This is a genomic window from Pseudomonas pohangensis (genome assembly GCF_900105995.1).
Taxonomy (GTDB): domain Bacteria; phylum Pseudomonadota; class Gammaproteobacteria; order Pseudomonadales; family Pseudomonadaceae; genus Aquipseudomonas; species Aquipseudomonas pohangensis.
In genome coordinates this window covers 3,115,474-3,134,817 of sequence record NZ_LT629785.1, presented here as the reverse complement: position 1 = coordinate 3,134,817, position 19,344 = coordinate 3,115,474, and the positions used below count along the sequence as shown (strand labels likewise).

19 protein-coding genes are annotated in these 19,344 nt (G+C 60.9%); 6 read left to right on the top strand and 13 right to left on the bottom strand.

Annotation, left to right across the window (positions count from 1 at the left end):
* Positions 1–47 precede the first annotated feature (47 nt).
* Genes BLT89_RS14595 through BLT89_RS14580 form a run of 4 tightly spaced genes read right to left on the bottom strand, consistent with a single transcriptional unit; the run spans position 48 to position 2,469 of the window.
* On the bottom strand, positions 48–344 hold the full coding sequence (locus tag BLT89_RS14595; RefSeq protein WP_090196939.1) for a DUF167 domain-containing protein: 297 nt from the start codon (positions 342–344) through the stop codon (positions 48–50).
* On the bottom strand, positions 344–937 hold the full coding sequence (locus BLT89_RS14590) for a YggT family protein (RefSeq protein ID WP_090196936.1): 594 nt from the start codon (positions 935–937) through the stop codon (positions 344–346). Before BLT89_RS14590 ends, BLT89_RS14595 begins: the two co-directional genes overlap by 1 nt.
* A 9-nt stretch (positions 938–946) precedes the next feature.
* Positions 947–1,765 (bottom strand): pyrroline-5-carboxylate reductase, encoded by an 819-nt coding sequence (proC, locus tag BLT89_RS14585; protein ID WP_090196934.1) that lies wholly within the window; start codon positions 1,763–1,765, stop codon positions 947–949.
* On the bottom strand, positions 1,762–2,469 hold the full coding sequence (locus BLT89_RS14580) for a YggS family pyridoxal phosphate-dependent enzyme (protein ID WP_090196931.1): 708 nt from the start codon (positions 2,467–2,469) through the stop codon (positions 1,762–1,764). Before BLT89_RS14580 ends, proC begins: the two co-directional genes overlap by 4 nt.
* Before the next feature lie 64 nt (positions 2,470–2,533).
* Here BLT89_RS14580 and pilT point away from each other — a divergent pair, with 64 nt between their 5' ends.
* From pilT to BLT89_RS14560, 4 genes are all read left to right on the top strand, one after another.
* Complete coding sequence (pilT, locus tag BLT89_RS14575) at positions 2,534–3,568, top strand: type IV pilus twitching motility protein PilT (RefSeq protein ID WP_090196928.1); 1,035 nt, start codon at positions 2,534–2,536, stop codon at positions 3,566–3,568.
* Positions 3,569–3,623: 55 nt separating this feature from the next.
* Positions 3,624–4,766: a PilT/PilU family type 4a pilus ATPase gene (locus BLT89_RS14570; RefSeq protein WP_090196924.1), complete on the top strand. Its 1,143-nt coding sequence runs from the start codon at positions 3,624–3,626 to the stop codon at positions 4,764–4,766.
* Between the two features lie 24 nt (positions 4,767–4,790).
* Positions 4,791–5,189, top strand: coding sequence for an NINE protein (locus BLT89_RS14565; protein WP_090196920.1), 399 nt, complete (start codon positions 4,791–4,793; stop codon positions 5,187–5,189).
* Positions 5,190–5,387: 198 nt separating this feature from the next.
* Positions 5,388–6,170 carry a helix-turn-helix domain-containing protein gene (locus BLT89_RS14560; RefSeq protein WP_090196918.1) on the top strand — a complete coding sequence of 261 codons (783 nt, stop codon included), beginning with the start codon at positions 5,388–5,390 and terminating at the stop codon, positions 6,168–6,170.
* Between the two features lie 43 nt (positions 6,171–6,213).
* Here BLT89_RS14560 and BLT89_RS14555 read toward each other — a convergent pair whose 3' ends face one another.
* Complete coding sequence (locus tag BLT89_RS14555) at positions 6,214–7,521, bottom strand: NADH:flavin oxidoreductase/NADH oxidase family protein (protein WP_090196915.1); 1,308 nt, start codon at positions 7,519–7,521, stop codon at positions 6,214–6,216.
* Positions 7,522–7,709: 188 nt separating this feature from the next.
* On the opposite strand from BLT89_RS14555, the gene BLT89_RS14550 reads away from it, so the two are divergent.
* Positions 7,710–8,576, top strand: coding sequence for a type 1 glutamine amidotransferase domain-containing protein (locus BLT89_RS14550; protein ID WP_090196912.1), 867 nt, complete (start codon positions 7,710–7,712; stop codon positions 8,574–8,576).
* Positions 8,577–8,593: 17 nt separating this feature from the next.
* On the opposite strand, the gene BLT89_RS14545 is transcribed toward BLT89_RS14550, so the two are convergent.
* Genes BLT89_RS14545 through BLT89_RS14535 form a run of 3 tightly spaced genes read right to left on the bottom strand, consistent with a single transcriptional unit; the run spans position 8,594 to position 12,232 of the window.
* A complete protein-coding gene (locus BLT89_RS14545; protein WP_157718887.1) occupies positions 8,594–9,574 on the bottom strand; it encodes an alpha/beta hydrolase in 981 nt (326 codons plus the stop codon).
* 55 nt (positions 9,575–9,629) lie between these two features.
* The gene (locus BLT89_RS14540; protein ID WP_090196905.1) at positions 9,630–10,604 is read right to left on the bottom strand and encodes an alpha/beta hydrolase; all 975 of its coding nucleotides are present in this window, start codon (positions 10,602–10,604) and stop codon (positions 9,630–9,632) included.
* The gene (locus tag BLT89_RS14535; protein WP_090196903.1) at positions 10,601–12,232 is read right to left on the bottom strand and encodes a wax ester/triacylglycerol synthase family O-acyltransferase; all 1,632 of its coding nucleotides are present in this window, start codon (positions 12,230–12,232) and stop codon (positions 10,601–10,603) included. Before BLT89_RS14535 ends, BLT89_RS14540 begins: the two co-directional genes overlap by 4 nt.
* A 316-nt stretch (positions 12,233–12,548) precedes the next feature.
* Between BLT89_RS14535 and BLT89_RS14530 the strand changes: the two genes are divergently transcribed.
* A complete protein-coding gene (locus BLT89_RS14530) occupies positions 12,549–13,496 on the top strand; it encodes an alpha/beta hydrolase (RefSeq protein ID WP_157718886.1) in 948 nt (315 codons plus the stop codon).
* A gap of 25 nt (positions 13,497–13,521) precedes the next feature.
* On the opposite strand, the gene dbpA is transcribed toward BLT89_RS14530, so the two are convergent.
* From dbpA to ahpC, 5 genes are all read right to left on the bottom strand, one after another.
* Positions 13,522–14,901, bottom strand: a complete 1,380-nt coding sequence (dbpA, locus tag BLT89_RS14525; protein ID WP_090196897.1) for an ATP-dependent RNA helicase DbpA — start codon at positions 14,899–14,901, stop codon at positions 13,522–13,524.
* A gap of 63 nt (positions 14,902–14,964) precedes the next feature.
* Positions 14,965–15,576 carry a glutathione S-transferase family protein gene (locus tag BLT89_RS14520; protein ID WP_090199072.1) on the bottom strand — a complete coding sequence of 204 codons (612 nt, stop codon included), beginning with the start codon at positions 15,574–15,576 and terminating at the stop codon, positions 14,965–14,967.
* Between the two features lie 210 nt (positions 15,577–15,786).
* Positions 15,787–16,566: a crotonase/enoyl-CoA hydratase family protein gene (locus tag BLT89_RS14515; RefSeq protein WP_090196895.1), complete on the bottom strand. Its 780-nt coding sequence runs from the start codon at positions 16,564–16,566 to the stop codon at positions 15,787–15,789.
* A gap of 398 nt (positions 16,567–16,964) precedes the next feature.
* On the bottom strand, positions 16,965–18,521 hold the full coding sequence (ahpF, locus tag BLT89_RS14510; protein ID WP_090196892.1) for an alkyl hydroperoxide reductase subunit F: 1,557 nt from the start codon (positions 18,519–18,521) through the stop codon (positions 16,965–16,967).
* A 149-nt stretch (positions 18,522–18,670) separates the two neighbouring features.
* Positions 18,671–19,234 (bottom strand): alkyl hydroperoxide reductase subunit C, encoded by a 564-nt coding sequence (gene ahpC / locus BLT89_RS14505; RefSeq protein ID WP_090196889.1) that lies wholly within the window; start codon positions 19,232–19,234, stop codon positions 18,671–18,673.
* Positions 19,235–19,344 lie beyond the last annotated feature (110 nt).

Sequence of the window (19,344 nt, the reverse complement as noted above, 5' to 3'; positions counted from 1 at the left end):
TGAATGGTGGCGTCAATCCATGTCGGCCCAGTGGTGAAAAAGCGCGCCTAGGGTGCCTGAAACTCCAGGCCCGGGAGCTCCGGCAGCTTTTGCGGAGACAGGATGCGTACGCGTTTCTGCCGGTTCAGTTCGCCACTGATTAGCTGTACCTGGCTCTTTGCCACCCCGAAAGCCTTGCCCAGGAAGGCCAGCAAGTGGGCATTGGCCTTGCCTTCCACTGGTGGCGCCGTCAGGCGGATTTTCAGCCGCTGGCCATGCAGGCCGGCAAACTCATCCTTGCTCGCCTTGGGCTGGAGGTGGCAGTCCAGAATCAGATCGCCGCCATCCCAGTGGAAATAGCTCATTAAAGGAAGGGGCTGAGCTGCGCTGGCAGTCCGCTCATGGCCGCCAGATTGCCGACTACCAGCATGTCGACCAGATTCAGCGCGATAAAGGCGAAAATCGGCGACAGGTCCAGACCGCCCAGGTTCGGCAGGATTCTGCGGAAAGGTGCCAGCAGCGGGTCACAAATCTGGTTGACCAGCAGCACGGCCGGGTTGTAGCTGCCCTGGGCGATCCAGGAAAGAATCACGCTGGCGATCAGGGCGAAGTAGAACACCTTGAGGAACAGCGAAGTGACGCCAATGATGGCCCATACCAGCAGCTCCAGCAGGAAGCCGCCAACACCGTAGCCCATCAGCATCAGCGTCAGCGCCATTACCAGCAGCTGAATCAGGATGGCCAGGATCAGTGATGCGCTATCCAGCCCGGCGATACTGGGTATCACCTTGCGCAGCGGCTTCAGCAACGGTTGCGTGGCGTTCACGATGAACTGGCTGATCTGGTTGTAAAAGTCCGCGCGTACCAGCTGCAGGATAAAGCGCAGCAGCACGATCAGCAGATACAGGCTGCCCAGGGTTTGCAGTACATAAATGGCAGCAGTGTTGAGTCCGGTCATGGTGGTTCCTTATTTACCCAGTTCGTGTGCAAGTTCGACCGAGCGCGCGGCGGCTGCGTTCAGGGCGTGTTCAACCAGTGTTGCAAAACCGCCGGCCTGGAAGGTTTTGATGGCGGCTTCGGTGGTACCGTTGGGGGAAGTCACGCGGCGGCGCAATTCGCCGGCATCCACTTCGCTGCCGGCGGCCATGTGCGCAGCGCCGAGTGCCGTCTGGATGCTCAGTTGTGCGGCCGTCTCTGCAGGCAGACCGAGCTTTATCCCGGCGGCCGTCATGGCCTCCATGAGCAGGAAGAAGTAGGCCGGGCCACTGCCGGATACGGCGGTTACGGCATCAAGTTGTGCTTCGTCTTCCAGCCACAGGGCCATGCCTACGGCGCTCAGCAGACTTTCCGCCTGCTGGCGCTGGCTGGCGGTTACCTGCGCGGTGGCATACAGGCCGCTGACACCCTTGCCAACCAGTGCCGGCGTATTGGGCATGCAGCGCACCAGGGGCACTGGCCCCAGCCAGTCATTCAGGCTCGCACAGCTGATGCCGGCCGCAATCGAGACCACCAGCTGGCTGGCCTGCAGATGCGCAGCCAGCTCCAGACACACGCTTTTCATCACTTGCGGCTTGACTGCCAGCAGGACCAGATCGGCACCTTGCACGGCCTGGGCATTGTCGGCATGCATGCTGATGCCGTACTCGCGGGCCATCCGCGAACGCTGCTCGGCGCCGGGTTCGCTGGCGCAGATTTGCGCAGCCGGCATGCCCTGTGCGCGCAGGCCGCCAATCAGGCTGGCGGCCATGTTGCCGGCGCCGATAAAGGCGATTCGGAAATTGCTCATGGGAGGGTTCCTTGGGTGGAAGGTGCGCTGTAGTTGCGCGCACCAAAGATGGCGCTGCCGATGCGTATCCAGCTGGCGCCTTCGGCGACAGCGGCTTCGAGATCATCACTCATGCCCATCGACAGACTGTCCAGTGGCAGTTGCAGGCTATCGCGAAGCACTCGCAAGCGGGCAAACGCAGCATGTTGCAAGGCCGTATCAGGGGTTGCTGCGGGGATCGCCATCAGACCACGTAGGCGCAGGTTGGGCAATTTGCAGATGGCCTGGGCCAGTGCGGGTAACTCTTCCGGATTGCAGCCGGACTTGCTGTCTTCGCCGCTGATATTCACCTGCAGGCAGATATTCAGCGGCGGCAAGCCAGGCGGGCGCTGTGCCGAGAGCCTTTCGGCGATTTTCAAGCGGTCAACCGAGTGTACCCAGGCAAAATGTTCGGCAAGGGCGCGGGTCTTGTTCGACTGGATCGGGCCGATGAAGTGCCAGGTCAGCGCCAGGTCGCTCAGTTCGGCCTGTTTTTCCACAGCTTCCTGCAGATAGTTCTCACCAAAATCCCGCAGGCCACAGGATGCCGCTGCGCGAATGGCCGAGGCCGGCTGGGTCTTGCTTACAGCCAGCAGGCCGATCTCCGCCAAATCGCGCCCGGATGCTTGCGCTGCGCCACGAATCCGTGCGCGAACCTTTGCAATATTCTCTGCTATCGTGGACATTAACCGAGCCCGGCTGCCTTGCGTTGTGGGCATTCTAACCGCTTGTCAGGAATTGAGGAGTCCCATGGATATTACCGAGTTGCTTGCCTTCAGCGCCAAGCAAGGAGCTTCAGACCTGCACCTCTCTGCAGGACTGCCACCGATGATCAGGGTGGATGGCGATGTGCGCCGGATCAATCTGCCCCCGCTTGAGCACAAGCAGGTGCATGCACTGATCTACGACATCATGAATGACAAGCAGCGCAAGGATTTTGAAGAATTCCTCGAGACCGACTTCTCCTTCGAGGTTCCCGGGGTTGCCCGCTTCCGGGTCAACGCGTTCAACCAGAACCGTGGTGCCGGGGCCGTGTTCCGGACCATTCCTTCCAAGGTGCTGACCATGGAAGATCTGGGGATGGGCGAGGTATTCAAGAAGGTTACCGATGTGCCGCGCGGTCTGGTGCTGGTGACCGGCCCGACCGGTTCGGGCAAGTCGACCACCCTGGCGGCGATGCTCGATTACCTGAACAACAACAAGTATCACCATATCCTGACCATCGAGGACCCGATCGAATTCGTCCACGAGTCGAAGAAGTGCCTGGTCAACCAGCGTGAAGTGCATCGCGACACCCTGGGCTTCTCCGAGGCCCTGCGCTCGGCACTGCGGGAAGACCCGGACATCATTCTGGTCGGTGAAATGCGCGATCTGGAAACCATCCGTCTGGCCCTGACTGCCGCGGAGACCGGTCACCTGGTATTCGGCACCCTGCACACCACCTCGGCGGCCAAGACCATCGACCGTATCGTCGACGTGTTTCCTGCCGAAGAGAAATCCATGGTGCGCTCCATGCTCTCGGAATCCCTGCAGGCGGTTATTTCGCAGACCCTGCTGAAAAAGGTTGGCGGTGGTCGGGTTGCTGCCCACGAAATCATGATCGGTACGCCGGCGATTCGTAACCTGATCCGTGAGGACAAGGTGGCGCAGATGTATTCGGCGATCCAGACCGGCGGTTCGCTGGGAATGCAGACGCTTGATATGTGCCTCAAAGGTCTGCTGGCCAAAGGTCTGATCAGTCGCGACAGCGCCCGTGAAAAAGCCAAGATTCAGGAAAACTTCTAAACGGCGGAGAGCGTGACTGTTTTCGCGGCGTTGACCACTGCAAAGGTAGATTTTTATGGAATTTGAAAAACTCTTGCGTTTGATGGTGGAGCGCGGTGCATCAGACCTGTTCATTACTGCAGGTATCGCACCATCGATGAAGGTCAACGGCACGATTCTGCCGGTAAGCAAGACGCCGCTGTCACCGGATCAGGCGCGGGATGTGGTCTATTCGGTCATGAATGAGCAACAGCGGCGTGATTTTGCCGAAAATCACGAATGCAACTTTGCCATCAGTGCACGCGGGGTAGGGCGCTTTCGCGTCAGTGCCTTCTATCAGCGCAATCTGGCGGGCATGGTGCTGCGCCGTATCGAGACCAATATCCCGACCATCGAGCAGCTCAAGCTTCCGGAGATTCTCAAGGAACTGGCGATGACCAAGCGCGGACTGGTGCTGTTTGTCGGCGCCACCGGCACCGGCAAGTCCACTTCGCTGGCGTCGATGATCGGTTATCGCAACGAGAAAAGCACCGGTCATATCATTTCGATTGAAGACCCCATCGAGTACATCCACCAGCACAAGAACTGCATCGTCACCCAGCGGGAGGTTGGTATCGATACCGAGTCCTTCGAGGTGGCGCTGAAAAACACCCTGCGTCAGGCGCCGGATGTGATCCTGATTGGCGAGATTCGTACCCGTGAAACCATGGACCATGCAGTAGTGTTCGCCGAAACCGGGCACCTGTGTCTGGGCACGCTGCACGCCAACAACGCCAACCAGGCGCTGGACCGCATCATCAACTTTTTCCCGGCGGACCGGCAGTCCCAGGTGTGGATGGATCTGTCCCTCAATCTGAAAGCGATTGTCGCCCAGCAGCTGGTGCCAACACCCGACGGTAAAGGGCGTCGCGCGGTTATCGAGGTGTTGCTTAATACGCCATTGGCAGCAGACCTGATTCGCAAGGGCGAGGTGCATGAGCTCAAGTCCCTGATGAAACGCTCCAACGAGCTGGGCATGCAGACCTTCGACCAGTCGTTGTATCAGCTCTATTCGCAGGGCGAGATTACCTACGAAGATGCACTGCTGCATGCCGACTCGGCCAACGACCTGCGCTTGCTGATCAAGCTGGGCTCGGAGTCGGATGCCGAGCATCTGGGCAACCTGAGTCAGGGCCTGAGCCTGCAAACCAGTGACGAAGAGCCCGGCCGGCGTTTTTGATCAAGCAACCAGAGAGAAATACCCATGCAGCAGGACAATCACAGCAAGGTTATCGGCTATCTGCTCTGGATCTTCGGCTTCCTTGGTGCTCACCGCTTCTACTACGGCAAACCCGTTACCGGCACCATCTGGTTTTTTACCCTGGGCCTGCTCGGCATTGGCTGGCTGATTGATCTGTTCCTGATCCCGGGTATGGATCGGGATGCCGACATGCGCTTCCACTCCGGCGCCATTGACTACAACGTCGCCTGGCTGCTGCTGACCTTTCTCGGCTTTTTCGGCGTGCACCGGATGTATCAGGGCAAATGGCTGACCGGTATTGTGTATTTTTTTACCGGCGGCCTGTTTTTCATCGGGGTGCTATACGACTTCTGGACGCTCAATGACCAGATATCCTTGCGCAATGCCAGCCAGCCGGGTTGATCACTGCCCCTGATCCGCAGCTGGCCTGCTGCACCGGATATTTCTGCTTGATCGTTCCATTGAACTTCCGGCAGTAGCTGGCCTGCGCACAGGTCACAAGCCTCATTCCGCAACAACGAATGTGACGATTTTTCTGTTGAGCTGTATCTCGGCCCGGCAAGCGCTACACTCAGGCGAGTGTCCTCAACGGAGATGGTCATGGCTACTGCAAAAGGCAAAACGACCCGCACAGCGGCTGAGAAATCCATCGCGGCCAAGAGCAAGGCTGCAGCCAAGCCGGTGCGTCCGCGCAAGAAGCCCCCGGCGACAGCGACTAGCGAGCGTGCCGCGAAAGCCCCCGGCTCTGGAGGGCTGTCGCTGGAGAAGGCTGCCGGAGCCTTGTTTGGCCAGCTCAAGGGCTATACCGACATGGTTGCCGGCGGCCTGATGGATGTTGCCCGAGTCGGTTCGGCGATTCCCATGATGTCCAGTGATAACTGGCTCAAGGACCTCTACGCCAAGGCCATTTCGCCGGAGCGCCTTTCGGCGATGGCGGATGCCGGAAATTTCCTTCGCGATGCGCGCGAGGTCGCCGGGCTGAACCTGCAGGAACTGGCTACTGCCCTGGGCCTGAGCGATACGGAACTGCTCGAAGAGGTAGAGCAGGGGCGCGCCACCTTGCCGTTTGACATGATCTTGCGGGTGGCGGCCCTGATTGCCCGACATGACCCGATCCCGTTTATTCTCAACTTTTTGCGTACGTACAACCCGGCGCTGGAAAAACGTCTGGATTATTGGGGTATCACGGCACTGCCCAAGCAGTACGAGCGGGAGCGACGCTTCGTCAATCTGGTCCGGCAGCACGATGTTTTACGCGAGATGTCAGACGCAGAGTTTGACCGCTTCATCGGTTATCAGGCCAGCGCGATCAATCTGACTCTGGAAGTAATGGCGTCTGAAAAAGCTGCAAACCAGCACCGTACCGGCAAGCAAAAGGGCTGAATCTGCTTGCCGGTCAGCCTGCCCGGGGTTCGCCCCGGCCGGATTACTCGGGAAAGCGTGCGGCGGCCATCCAGCGCTTCTGATCCTTGAGTTCGCGCAGCAGCGCAGTGAACACGCCGAGTTGCAGGTCTGCCGGTTCGCCACGGCCAAAATGGCGGAATTGCTGGTAGTACCAGTAGGTGGCTCCAAAGCCGTTGAGCATCTTGATCAGGCCGGATGGTGAGTGTGGTCCCAGCCAGCCGGGCCCCAGTTGCAGCTGTCGTTCCCAGCGATCGAGAGTCTGTCGTTCGCCACTGAGCAATTGATTGACACATTGCGTTTCCACGCATAACGGGCGACCCAGGCCAATGACGGCGACACCGGCTTCTTTTACCGCGCTGACCATGGCCGTTGCGCTACGGAAGCCACCGGTGACCATCAGTGGCACGCTCACCTTGCGCTGCATCTCGATGGCGAAGTCGACGAAATAGGCTTCGCGTGCCGCCGTCGAGGCCGGTAGCGCAGAGGTGTCGGCTTTCTCCAAGCCTTCCATGTCCATCATGCGTGGCTGCTCGTAATTGCCGCCGGATATCTCGATCAGATCAATGCCGCCCTCGGTCAGCCATTGCGCCACTTGCGTGCTGTCAGAAAAATTGAAACCGCCTTTCTGGAAGTCCGCCGAGTTGAGTTTTACCGCGATAGTGAAAGCCGCGCCGGTACGCTGGCGAACGGCCTTGAGTACCTCAAGCAGCATGCGCGCCCGATTCTCCAGCGAACCACCCCAGCGATCCGTGCGCTGGTTGGCCCTGGGGCTGAGAAATGCCGAGAGCAGATAGCCATGGGCAGCATGAATCTGTACGCCGTCAAAACCTGCGGCCTGTGCGGCGGCGGCGGCCTGGGCAAAGCGCTGGATGGTTTCCTGGATATCGCCTTCGCTCATCGCTACCGGTGTGCCGAACTGCTTTCCTGGCAGGGCCAGCGCGATGGCGGAGGGTGCCTTGGGATGCGGATTGACGATCGCCGAAGTTTGCCGGCCGGCATGACTGATCTGCATCCACAGCTTCGCGCCGCCGGCTTTCGCCGCCGTGGCCCAGCGCTGCAGGGCCGCGTGCATGTCGGCATCGGGTGTACGGTCGATGACCACGTTGCCTGGCCGCTCAAGGTGATGACGATCCACCAGAACATTGCCGGTGATCAATAATCCGCAACCGCCTTTGCCCCAGGCTGCGTAGAGTTTCTCCAGCGCAGCCGACGGGTAGCCGCGTGCATCAGCCAGGCCTTCGGTCATTGCGGCTTTGGCCATGCGGTTGGGTAGTGTCGAGCCGTTGGGCAGCTGGACAGACTGCGACAGTATGTTGATTTCAGTGCTCATGGCGTATGGCTGCTCCGGGTAATCGGCGGTGGAAGAAAGTTAGCAGGAATCACAGAGTTGCACAGACTTCTATCTGCCCCTGCTGCAAAAGCTGCACGGACACTCTGGCCGCGCGATAGAATTGCATCCTGTGGTCAAGTGCCAGCCTGCCAGCACTGTCCACCCCAGTTGAGTATTCGAGCGTTGCAATGCCTGCCAAAACCGTCCTGATTCCCTTGCCGTCCAGTGATTTCGATCCGACCCATGTCGTGGTTTGTTGGCAGGTATTGCGTGCCGCCGGGATCAGGGTCGAGTTTGCCACGCTGGACGGCCAGCCTTCGGCAGCGGATAGGCTGATGCTCAATGGTGAGGGGCTCGACTTGTGGGGCGGGCTGCCATTGCTGCGCCATTTCAAGTTGCTGGGATTGCTGTTGCGCGCAGATGCCAGTGTGCGCAAGGGCTATCAGCAGTTACTCGAAGACCGGGCGTACCTCAACCCGCACAAGTTTTCGCGACTGCGCGCCAGTGCTTTCAGTGGGCTGATGCTTTCCGGCGGGCATCGGGCCAAAGCTATGCAGGGCTATCTGGAAGATCCTGTATTGCTGGATTTCATTGCGGATTTCTTTGCCGCCGATCGTCCGGTAGCCGCCATTGCCCATGGCGTACTGCTCGCCGCGCGCAGCAAGCGCGCAGATGGCCGCTCGGTACTCTACGGGCGCAAGACCACGGCCCTGCCCTGGAGCATGGAGCGTGATGCGTGGAACCTGACGCGCTTTCTCGGGCGCGTGTGGGAGCCGAATTACTACCGCACCTATGTTGAACTGCCGGGAGAGCCGGAAGGCTATCGTGGCGTTGAAGCTGAGGTGACACGTGCGCTGGCGCGACCTACCGACCTGCTCAGCGTGACTCCGGACGTGCCTGACTACTTCCGCAAGGCCACTGCGCTGTATCGCGACACACTCGAGGATAGTCGCCCGGCCTGGGTGGTCTGTGACGGCAATTACATCTCGGCGCGCTGGGCTGGCGATGCGTACACGTTTGCGCGGATGTTTGCCGAGCGTCTGCAGGCAGTCTGACCGCGGGCTGTAGCGCCTCAGCGGGCCGCGGGGCTTGCCCCGAGCAGGGGCTGGACAAACCGCTCGATCGACTGCGCCACCCTTGCGGTATCCCGCGGCGCCAGGATGCGACCGGCCAGCACATGATGGCTGGGGTCCTGGCTCTGTTGCCACACCACGCGCTGCTTGATTGGCGAACCGAAGCGGGCGAAGGCCCGGGTTGCTGCGGCGCTACTTACCACCTGGTCATCCTCGGCGTGAATCATCAGTAGCGGTGCCTGAACCTGCTCAAGTGGAAGCTGGTTGACGGTATCCACCAGCGCCATCATGGGCAGCAAGGCTCTGCTCGGGTAGCGGTGGCTCCAGTAGCGAGCCTGCTCGCTGTTGAGTGGTGTCCATTGTCGTTCTGGCCCAAGCAGCAGCGGTGCAAACTCGCTGGCCCAGGGCCAGGTCAGTACCTGTGCGGCGGGATCCCTGGGGCCGAAATTGGGCGAGATCAGCACATAGGCCAGCACCGGTGCATCGGTTTGTGTGGCGGCCAGCCACGCGGCCAGAGTGCCGCCGGTGGAGGTACCGATGACCAGTACCCGCCGCCCCAGGCGCTGGCCTATGGCCAGTGCTTCCTGGGCATCGCGCAGCCAGTCGCCAGCATTCGCTTCGCCCATTGCTGAGCCACTGCGGCCATGGCCGGTCAGTCGCGTATAGAACAGGTTGGCACCGAGGCTGGCAGCCAGGTCGTCGCAGAGTGGCGCGGTTTCCTGGCGGGTGGCGGAAAATCCGTGCAGGTAGACAATCGCCAGAGCGGTTTGCTGGTGCTCGGGGTGCGCCCAGATGATGGTTTTCTCGGCACCCGGCGTGATGTCGGGATATGCCGCTTCGCTGTCTGCCAGATAAGCCTGCAGATTCTCCGGCAGCGGACGGGTGAAGGGCTGCAGCTCCACCGTCACCTTCGGCCCGGCGATAAACACCAGCACCAGCAAGGTGACCAGACCCAGTGCAAGCAGGTGGCGGCGCTTCAACCTGGGCATTCGTTATCGGCAGGCAGGGAAGCTGAAGTCGGTCCGGCCAGCCCGCTCACGGCTGGTTGTCCCAGTGGGTGTGCTGGCCGATAAAGGCAAGAATCCGGGCCACTGCAGCCTTTGTCTGCGGCAGCTTGTGAAAAGCCTGGAACACGTGGGGCAGCTGGCCTTGCCAGAGCTCTACGCGCACGTTGACACCGGCGGCATGGGCGCGGGCGGCGGCACGCAGGCTTTCGTCGCGCAGCATCTCGGTGTCGCTGGCCTGAAACAGCAGCGGCGGAAAATTCCGGTAGTCACCAAATAGCGGCGACAGGCCGGGTTCGAGAAACTGTTCCGGCTCAGCATAGTAGCTGCGTACCGCAACTATGCCGCGGGCGGTGAAGATCGGGTCACGCAGTTCATTGAGGCACAGGCTGGGGCTGCTCAGGGTGAAGTCGACAAACGGCGAGAGCAGTACGGCACAAGCCGGCATTGGCTCGCCGGCAGCCTTGATCCGGTGCAGCAGGGCCAATGACAGATTACCGCCGGCAGAGTCGCCCGCCAGCACGATATTTTCAGCCTGAATGCCACTGGCCAGCAGCCAGCGATAGGCGGCATGACAGTCATCAATCCCGGCAGGCCAGCGGTGTTCCGGTGCCAGACGGTAGTCGACCATCAGCGCCCGGGCATTCAAGGCCTTGCACCAGTCCCCGGCCAGGCGTGCATGGGTACGCGGGAAGCGGAACATGAAGGCACCGCCGTGCAGGTACAGAATCACCCGTTGCGGTTGCAGGTCCGGGGCTTCTACCCATTCGGCCTGGAATTCGTCGGTTTCTGCTGCGCGCCGCCGGGTACTGAAGTCTGCCGGGGTCATGCGTACATCCAGCGCTTCCTGCTGGCGGCGCATTTTCTGGATATTCATCCCCAGACGAAGATTGCCTTTGGCGGCCAGGCGAAACAGGATTTGCAGAAACAGTCTTCTCCAGAATCCGCCGGCAACTTTCAAGCGCTCGACGTATACAGGCAGTTGCCGGTTGTCCTTGTGGCTCATTGCAGGGTGTCCGTGCTGATGTGTGGTCTGGTTCGGGTTGCTTTAGGTGCAGCTTTGGCTGCTTTGGCAGTTTTTCCAGCGGGGTTCGCCGCCTGCGCTTTGGCAATTGGCAAAGGTTTTCTTTTCGGATTGCTTTTGCCCGTCACGGCGCCGAGGGCGTAGACATTCGATGTCGAACCGGCGGTGCGCACGGCGGTGATGAATTTTGCCGCTTCCAGCAGATCATTGAAGCTGTGGTTCAGGCATTCGGCGAAGAAGCCGGGGTCCGGCATCATGTTGCGACAGGCTACGGCACTGATCCACAGCACACCGTTGTAGCTGAAGCCGCTCAGGTTCAGGCCGACAAAGTCGGTGGCAATGCCCACCGGATAGAAATGCACCAGCCGGGCGCCGGCGACATACATCGGAAGCTCCGGGCCGCGCACGTTGGAGGCAGAGACATTGATCAGCGGCAGTAGTGCATGACGCAGCAATGCCCGTCCGGCTGCTTCCGGCAGGTTATCCAGCAGATCCTGGAACAGATTCAGACCAAGGCCTTCGGCGGTGTGCTTGGCATTGTGGATTTCCGCACGAACGGCATGCAGACGCTCTACCGGGTCCTGTATATCGGTGCGCAGCGCGACCGGTGTGCCACCGATCTCATAAGTGCTGTGCAGTTTGCGCTTGGTGATGATCTTTTCATTGACGGCTTTGGGCACCAGTGCCCGCAGTGACTCGTCCGGCAGCTCGCCCTTGCTGTTCAGGTAGCGCCGCAGGGCACCGCCGCACACGGCAAGAAAGACATCGTCGATCGTGCAGCCGGGAATGCCCTGGCGGATAATCTTGATGTCACTCAGGGAGAAATGCACGGCATCAATTACCCGGTTGGCCGAGACCGGATGGTTGAAGCGGGTCGGTGCCGCAGCTCTGACCGGCAGTTTGCGTACCGACTCGTCTACCGGAAAGAACGGTTTGGGCAGGCGCTCCCAGATCAGTGCGCCGACTTTGCTGGCCGTCGAAACGTAGAGATTGGACAGGCCGAGGGAGCGGCTTACGGTGTTTTTTGCCACGTTGGCCAGCATTTCCAGCGTATTGGGTGCACGGCCCGACTCGGGCATCGTGTAATACGCCGGCATGCTATGGGTTTCATCGGCGGTTATGGCATGCACGGCCTCCAGCAGGGCGATGCCGCGCTGGCCATCAATTGCTGCATGGTGGAATTTGAGAAACAGGGCAAAACAACCCGGATGCAGGCCGGGGATCTTGTCCAGCCCCTCGATGACATAGATTTCCCAGAGTGGCCGGGTGCGATCCAGCGGGCGTGAGTGCAGGCGTGCGGTCTGGATCATCAACTGGCGCCAGTCGCCCGGATGCGGCAGGGCAATGTGACGGATGTGGAATTCGACGTCTATTTCACCCGACTCGACCCAGTACGGACGGTCTATTCCGTAGGGCACGGTTACCAGTTTGCGCCGGAAAATCGGGAACTCGCCCATGCGGCTTTTGAAGTGGTGCAGGATGTCCTTGAAGCGGGTCATGCCGCTGGGTGATGTCGAAGGATCATAAATGCCCAGCGCCGCAACGTGGTTGTACACGTTGCCCTGTTCATCATAGAGCGTGAAATTATCCAGACCGGAAAGTTGTGCCATGACTAAAGCTCCTGACCATCGCTGCGCGGGGAAAGCCTTGTGCGCTGAACGGCAGCATATCTGCAATGTTTAGAAGGCTATTTCTAATTATGACGCCGTATAATCGACACTCATATTGTCACATCCAGCTTGCAGGACAAGCCGCATCCTGTGTTCTTATTGTTTTGGCGTACCAGTCGGGGTGTTTTCCGGGACTCCTGTAGAAGATTGCCAGAGATTTAAATTTCACAATAAATTCAGAGTGTTAGGCTTGAGTTGATCGTTTTTTGCGGCAGCGCCCGGCCAAGGCTCACGAGTTTGGATGCAAGGATCAAGCATGTTTGCCCGCAGTCTGACGTCGCACGCCGTAACCCGCTTCCTGAAGCACGTGGTCAAGCCGCTACTGATGCGCCCCGGGACCGATATCGCGGCACTGCGGCGCAAGGCGGTGACCCTCAGTGAGGGACTGGCCAGAATGCCGCGTGAAGTGCGCGTGTGTAACGGCCGCCTGGACGGCATTCCCGTCAAGTGGCTGTACAGCGAAAAATCCAGCGCCGACTTTGTCATTCTGTATCTGCATGGTGGCGGCTTTGTCTTGCCGGCGATCAAGCCGCATTACTCGTTTTGCGGCATGCTGGCGCTGAAAACCCATTCCACCGTGATCATGCCGTCCTATCGGCTGGCCCCCGAGCATCCTTTTCCGGCGGGTGTGGAAGACTGCCTGGCCGCCTATCGCTGGTTGCTGGAGCATGATTACGACCCGGCGAAAATCATCATCGCCGGCGACTCCGCGGGCGGCAACCTGACCATGACCACCGTGCTCGGTGCGCGTAGCGCCGGGTTACCGCTGCCAGCCGGCATGCTCATGCTGTCCCCGGCCTTGCGCTTCGAGGAAGCCAATAGCGGTTCGCACCAGACCAACCGGCAGCTTGAAGCCATGCTTTCGGAGCGTGCGCTGATGTATTTCAAGGAAAGCTACATGCCCGAGGGCAAGACCCCCAGCCATGAGTGCATGCATCCGCTGGAGGCGGATTTCACCGGTCTGCCGCCGATGCGTTTCTACGTCGGCAGCACCGAAGTGCTGCTGGATGATTCCCTGCTGGCGGCACAGAAGGCCCGTGAAGAAGGCGTCGATGTGGAAATCATGGTCGCCGAAGGCATGCCGCATGTCTGGCCGCTGCTGGACGTGCTGCCGGAAAGCGTGCCGGCCCGCGAGGATGTGGTGAAGTTCATCAACAGCCTGTGGCAGGACATTCGTCCGCTGTATGCGGTGCCGCGGCGCTGATCCGGCAGTTCCTTCCAGGCAGTATTTAAAGCAGGCGGACTTTCAGGCTGCGGCCCTTGATCTTGCCGGCATTCAGGCGCTGTAGCGCTGCCCGCGCCACGCTGCGCTCGACGGCGACATACGCCTGATAATCAAAGATAGCAATCTTGCCGACCTGGGTGCCGGGAATCCCGGCATCACCCGTGAGCGCACCGAGAATATCGCCCGGACGCACTTTGTCCTTGCGCCCGCCGGAGATGCACAGGGTGGCCATCGCCGGCTGCAGCGGTGTGCCGTCACGCGGTTTGAGGCTGTTCAGCGGGTGCCAGTTCAGCGGGCTTTTCTGCAGGGTTTCGATGGCCTGGGCGCGGTGCGCCTCGGCCGGAGCGACCAGACTGATGGCGATGCCCTTGGCGCCGGCGCGCCCGGTGCGGCCGACACGGTGGATGTGAATTTCCGAGTCGCGCGCCAGTTCGACGTTGATCACCATGTCCAGCGCATCGATATCCAGCCCGCGTGCCGCCACATCGGTGGCCACCAGCACCGACAGGCTGCGATTGGCGAACATCGCCAGCACCTGATCGCGGTCGCGCTGTTCCAGATCACCGTTCAGCGCGCTGGCGGAGATGCCGTGGGCTGTGAGGTGTTCGACCAGCTCCTGGCATTGCTGCTTGGTGAAGCAGAATGCCACGCAGGATTCCGGGCGGTAGGCGGCCAGCACCTGCAGTACGGCATCCATGCGCTGTTCGGGGCTGATCTCGTAGAAGCGCTGCTCGATCTGTGTGTCGTCATGCAGAGCCTCCGCCACCACCCGCTGCGGGTCACGCATGAAGGCGGCACTCAGTTGCTTGATGCCCGCCGGGTAGGTGGCGGAAAACAGCAGGGTCTGGCGCCGCGCGGGGGTCTGGCCGATGATCTCGGCGATGCTGTCGTAGAAGCCCATGTCGAGCATGCGGTCGGCTTCATCGAGGACCAGCGTGTTCAGGCCGTCGAGCTTCAGTGTGCCTTTGCGCAGATGTTCCTGGATGCGTCCGGGGGTGCCGACGATCACGTGCGCACCATGTTCCAGCGAGCCGATCTGCGGGCCGATGGAGACGCCGCCGCAGAGGGTCAGCACCTTGATGTTGTCGGCGCTGCGCGCCAGCCGGCGAATTTCCTTGGCCACCTGATCGGCAAGTTCGCGGGTCGGGCAGAGAATCAGCGCCTGACAGCCGAAAAACCGCGGATTCAGCGCTTCCAGCACACCGATACCAAAGGCGGCGGTCTTGCCGCTGCCGGTCTTGGCCTGGGCGATCAGATCCAGGCCCTTGAGAATCAGCGGCAGGCTCTGGGCCTGGACCGCCGTCATCTGTAGATAGCCGAGGCTTTGCAGGTTGGCCTGGGTGGCGGGAGACAGCGCGAGGGAACTGAAAGCAGAGGAGGGCACGGAGAACGACCTGATGAGCGTGGGCGCGCAGTGTATCAGGTCGGCAGGCGTGCCTTGCAGCGCCTAGATTGGCGGTTGGGTGGCCTGCATCGAAGGTCGCTGGCTGACATCGGCATACCAGGCGGCGAGCTGCGGGTAGCGCTGGCGCCAACCCATCCCGGGCTGGCGCAGATCGACATAGCCCAAGGCACAGGCCACGCTGATCGCGGCCAGATCGAAACCGTTGGCCAGTTCGCTGCCGACCGCCTGTTCAAAGCGCGCCAGCGCCCGCTCGAGTTTTTCCTGCTGGCCCTGTAACCAGTCATCCCAGCGCTTGTCCTGCGGACGCAGGAAGGTTTCATAACGGATCAGTACGGCGGCATCCAGTGCGGCATCGGCCAGTGCGGCGAGGGTCAGGCAGGTCCAGCGCTGCTGGCCGGCCGGCACCAGCGAAGGGCCGCCATGGCGTTGATCCAGATAGTCGAGGATCACCCGGCTGTCGTACAGCAGGCTGCCATCGGCCAGGCGCAAGGCGGGAATCTTGCCAGCCGGATTGGCGGCATTCACTTCGGCATTGGCATTGACCGGGCTGAGCGCGACCTCCTGCAAGGTCACGTCCTGCAGCTGTGCGGTTTCATGCAGTAGCAGCATCACCTTGCGCACGAAGGGCGAGGTGGCGGAGTAAAACAGCGTCATGTCGGTCATGGTGGCTCCTCGAAGGGGTACATGCAGGGCAGGAAACTATCATCAATGCCGTTAGGGTTTGGTGCAAGCAGGCGCTACAGCAGCTTGTGCGGTCAGCGTGTCCAGCCGCAGGGTTAGCATGGCCTTGGTGCGGCATGGCGCCTGATTGTGCACATGCCCGCTCAATATATTGGTCTTTTTTCGTGGAAGCAGACGGCTGGCTCAACGGCCGGTAAATACCGCTTTGCGACGCTCGACAAAGGAGCGTACGCCTTCGGCGGCATCCTCGCTGGCCATCACCGGTTGCAGGTAGTGGAACATCTCGGCCATTGCCTGTGCGTGCGGCTGCGCCTGAGCGGTGCGCGTCGAACGCAGTGCGCCCTGCACGCCCAGCGGCGCGCAGTCGGCAATCTGGCGTGCGTAGTCCATGGCGCGTTCGAGCTGTGCGCCGGGCGCGACTACTTCCTGCACCATGCCCCAGCGCAAGGCATCCTCGGCGCTCCAGCGTTCGCCGGTGAGCAGCACCTTGTGCGCATTGCCCCAGCCGATTTCGCGAGGCAGGCGGAAGGTCGCGCCACAGCAGGGGTAGATCCCGCGCTGCACTTCGAGCATCTGGAACTGGGTGTCGCTGGCGGCGATGCGGATTTCGGTATTCAGCAGGATCTCCACCCCCCAGGTGAAGCAGTAGCCCTGCACTGCCATGACGATGGGTTTGCTGTGGCGTTCGCCCTGCATGCCGAACGGATCAATACCGCCGGGAATTTCCGGCATGCCCTGACCGGAGGCGAACACCGGCGCCCAGTAATCCAGCTCGACGCCGGCCGTGAAATGCTTGCCCTCGGCACACAGCACGGCGACGCGCAGCTGCGGGTCGCTGTTCAGCTGCGCCAGAGCCTGACCAAGTTCGTTGTACATGGTCTGGGACAGGGCATTGTATTTGGCCGCGCGGTTGAGGCTGATGAGCAGGATGTGGCCGTCCCGGGTGACATTGATATGTTCCATGTATGGTTACTCCGCAGAAGGCTGAAAAATGCTTTGGGCCGGCGTCCCGACTGCTCAAGGTTGTGTCTTCGAGGCTGGCGATCTGCTGGTCAAGAAGCAGATCTTTGCGAGTGTAACCGCAGCCGACGAGGATCTGGATGACCATCTGATGGCTGACGCAGACAGAGTTCAACGCTCGGCAGTCGAGCCTTGGACAGATGAGGATTTCCAGCAACAGGCGGCGCGCTGGACAGGCGCGCCTTTAGCCGCTCGCGGGGGAACCCGCGCGAGGCGATCAGTACAACGTCAGTACCGCCAAGGCGGCTGGTGCGATGACTGCCAGCAGGGCTGGCTGCGGATGCAGTTCAGGCGCACAGCGAGGCAGGGGTGCCCGCCGGGGCACCCCTGCCTTTGCGCACTCAGGCAGAGCGGATCAGGTGATCAAAGGCCGAGAGCGAGGCCTTGGCACCTTCGCCGACCGCGATGACGATCTGCTTGTACGGTACGGTGGTCACATCACCGGCCGCGAAGATGCCGGGCAGCGAGGTTTCACCGCGCGCATCGACGATAATCTCGCCGCGCGGGCTGAGTTCGATGGTGCCCTTGAGCCAGTCACTGTTGGGCAGCAGGCCGATCTGCACGAAGATGCCTTCCAGCGCCACCGACTTGAACTCTTCCGAGTTGCGGTCCTTGTAGACCAGCCCGGTGACTTTCTGGCCATCGCCTTTGACTTCGCTGGTCAGGGCGCTGGTGATCACATCCACATTTGGCAGGCTGAACAACTTGCGTTGCAGCACGGCGTCAGCGCGCAGCTGGCTGTCGAACTCGAGCAGGGTGACATGGCTGACGATGCCGGCCAGATCGATCGCCGCTTCGACGCCCGAGTTGCCGCCGCCAATCACAGCCACGCGCTTGCCCTTGAACAGCGGGCCATCGCAGTGCGGGCAGAAACATACGCCCTTGGCCTTGTATTCCTGTTCGCCGGGCACGCCCATTTCACGCCAGCGCGCGCCGGTGGCGAGGATCACCGTCTTGGCCTTTAGACTGCCACCGCTGTCGAACTTCACTTCGTGCAGCTCGCCGGGGTTTTTCGCCGGAACCAGCGCGCTGGCGCGTTGCAGGTTCATGATGTCGACTTCGTATTGGCGCACATGTTCTTCGAGGGCACGCGCGAGCTTCGGCCCTTCGGTTTCCTGCACCGAGATGAAGTTCTCGATGGCCATGGTGTCCAGCACCTGACCACCGAAACGCTCGGCAGCCACCGCGGTGGGGATACCCTTGCGCGCGGCATAGATGGCCGCTGCTGCACCAGCCGGGCCGCCGCCGACCACCAGTACGTCAAAGGCGTCTTTGGCGCTCATCTTCTCGGCGTCGCGGGCAGCCGCACCGGTATCGATCTTGGCGAGAATTTCTTCCACGCCCATGCGGCCCTGGCCAAACACTTCGCCGTTGAGGTAGATGCTCGGCACCGACATGACCTGGCGTGACTCGACCTCGTCCTGGAACAGTGCACCATCGATGGCGACATGCTGGATATTCGGGTTGAGCACAGCCATCAGGTTCAGGGCCTGCACCACGTCCGGGCAGTTCTGGCAGGACAGCGAAAAATAGGTTTCGAAACGGAATTCGCCCTGAATACCCTTGACCTGCTCGATCACCTCGGCATCCAGCTTGGACGGGTGGCCGCCGACCTGCAGCAGCGCCAGTACCAGCGAGGTGAACTCGTGGCCCATGGGGATGCCGGCAAAGCGCAGGCTGATGTTGGCGTCCGGACGATTGAGGGCGAACGACGGTTTGCGCGCATCATTGCCATCGATACGCAGCGTGATCTTGTCGGTCAGGCTGACGATGTCATTCAGCAGCGCCAGCATTTCTGCGGATTTATCACCGTCATCCAGCGACGCAACGATTTCGAACGGCTGGATGACCTTCTCGAGGTAGGCCTGCAACTGGGTTTTAAGCGTAGCGTCCAACATGACGACGGTTCCTTGTATTGATGAATTGCGGACAAACAAACGCCCGGGCGGATCGCGCCCGGGCGTTCGGGCGCCTTTAAGAGCCAGGTAAGGCTCCGGCAGGCGGAAAGTGGAGCGGAGTGCCTAGCGCAGCAGCTCCGTAACCATCTTTAGATTTTTCCGACCAGGTCCAGTGACGGCGCCAGGGTCTTCTCGCCTTCCTTCCACTTGGCCGGGCACACTTCACCCGGGTGGGCTGCGGTGTACTGGGCAGCTTTCAGCTTGCGCAGGGTTTCCGACACGTCGCGGGCGATTTCGTTGGAGTGGATTTCCACAGTCTTGATCACGCCATCCGGGTTGATCACGAAGGTGCCGCGCAGGGCCAGGCCTTCTTCGGGGATGTGCACGCCAAACGCGTTGGTCAGTACGTGGGTCGGATCGCCGATCAGCGGGAACTGGGCCTTGCCGACCGCCGGCGAGGTTTCATGCCAGACCTTGTGCGAGAAGTGGGTGTCGGTAGTGACGATGTAGACCTCGGCACCGGCTTTCTGGAATTCGGCGTAGTTGTTGGCCGCGTCCTCGATCTCGGTCGGGCAGTTGAAGGTGAAGGCGGCCGGCATGAAGATCAGCACGGACCACTTGCCCTGCAGGGATTGCTCGGTGACTTCGATGAACTTGCCGTTATGGAAGGCATTGGCTTTGAACGGCTGTACTTGAGTGTTGATCAACGACATCGGTAAATCCTCGTGGTTGGTTAGTTGACGCTGGCTATATTAGGCGATGCAGGTCTGCTATCGAAATTGATTGCTGCCATGGGTTGTATTGGCAGAATCTATCGGTATCC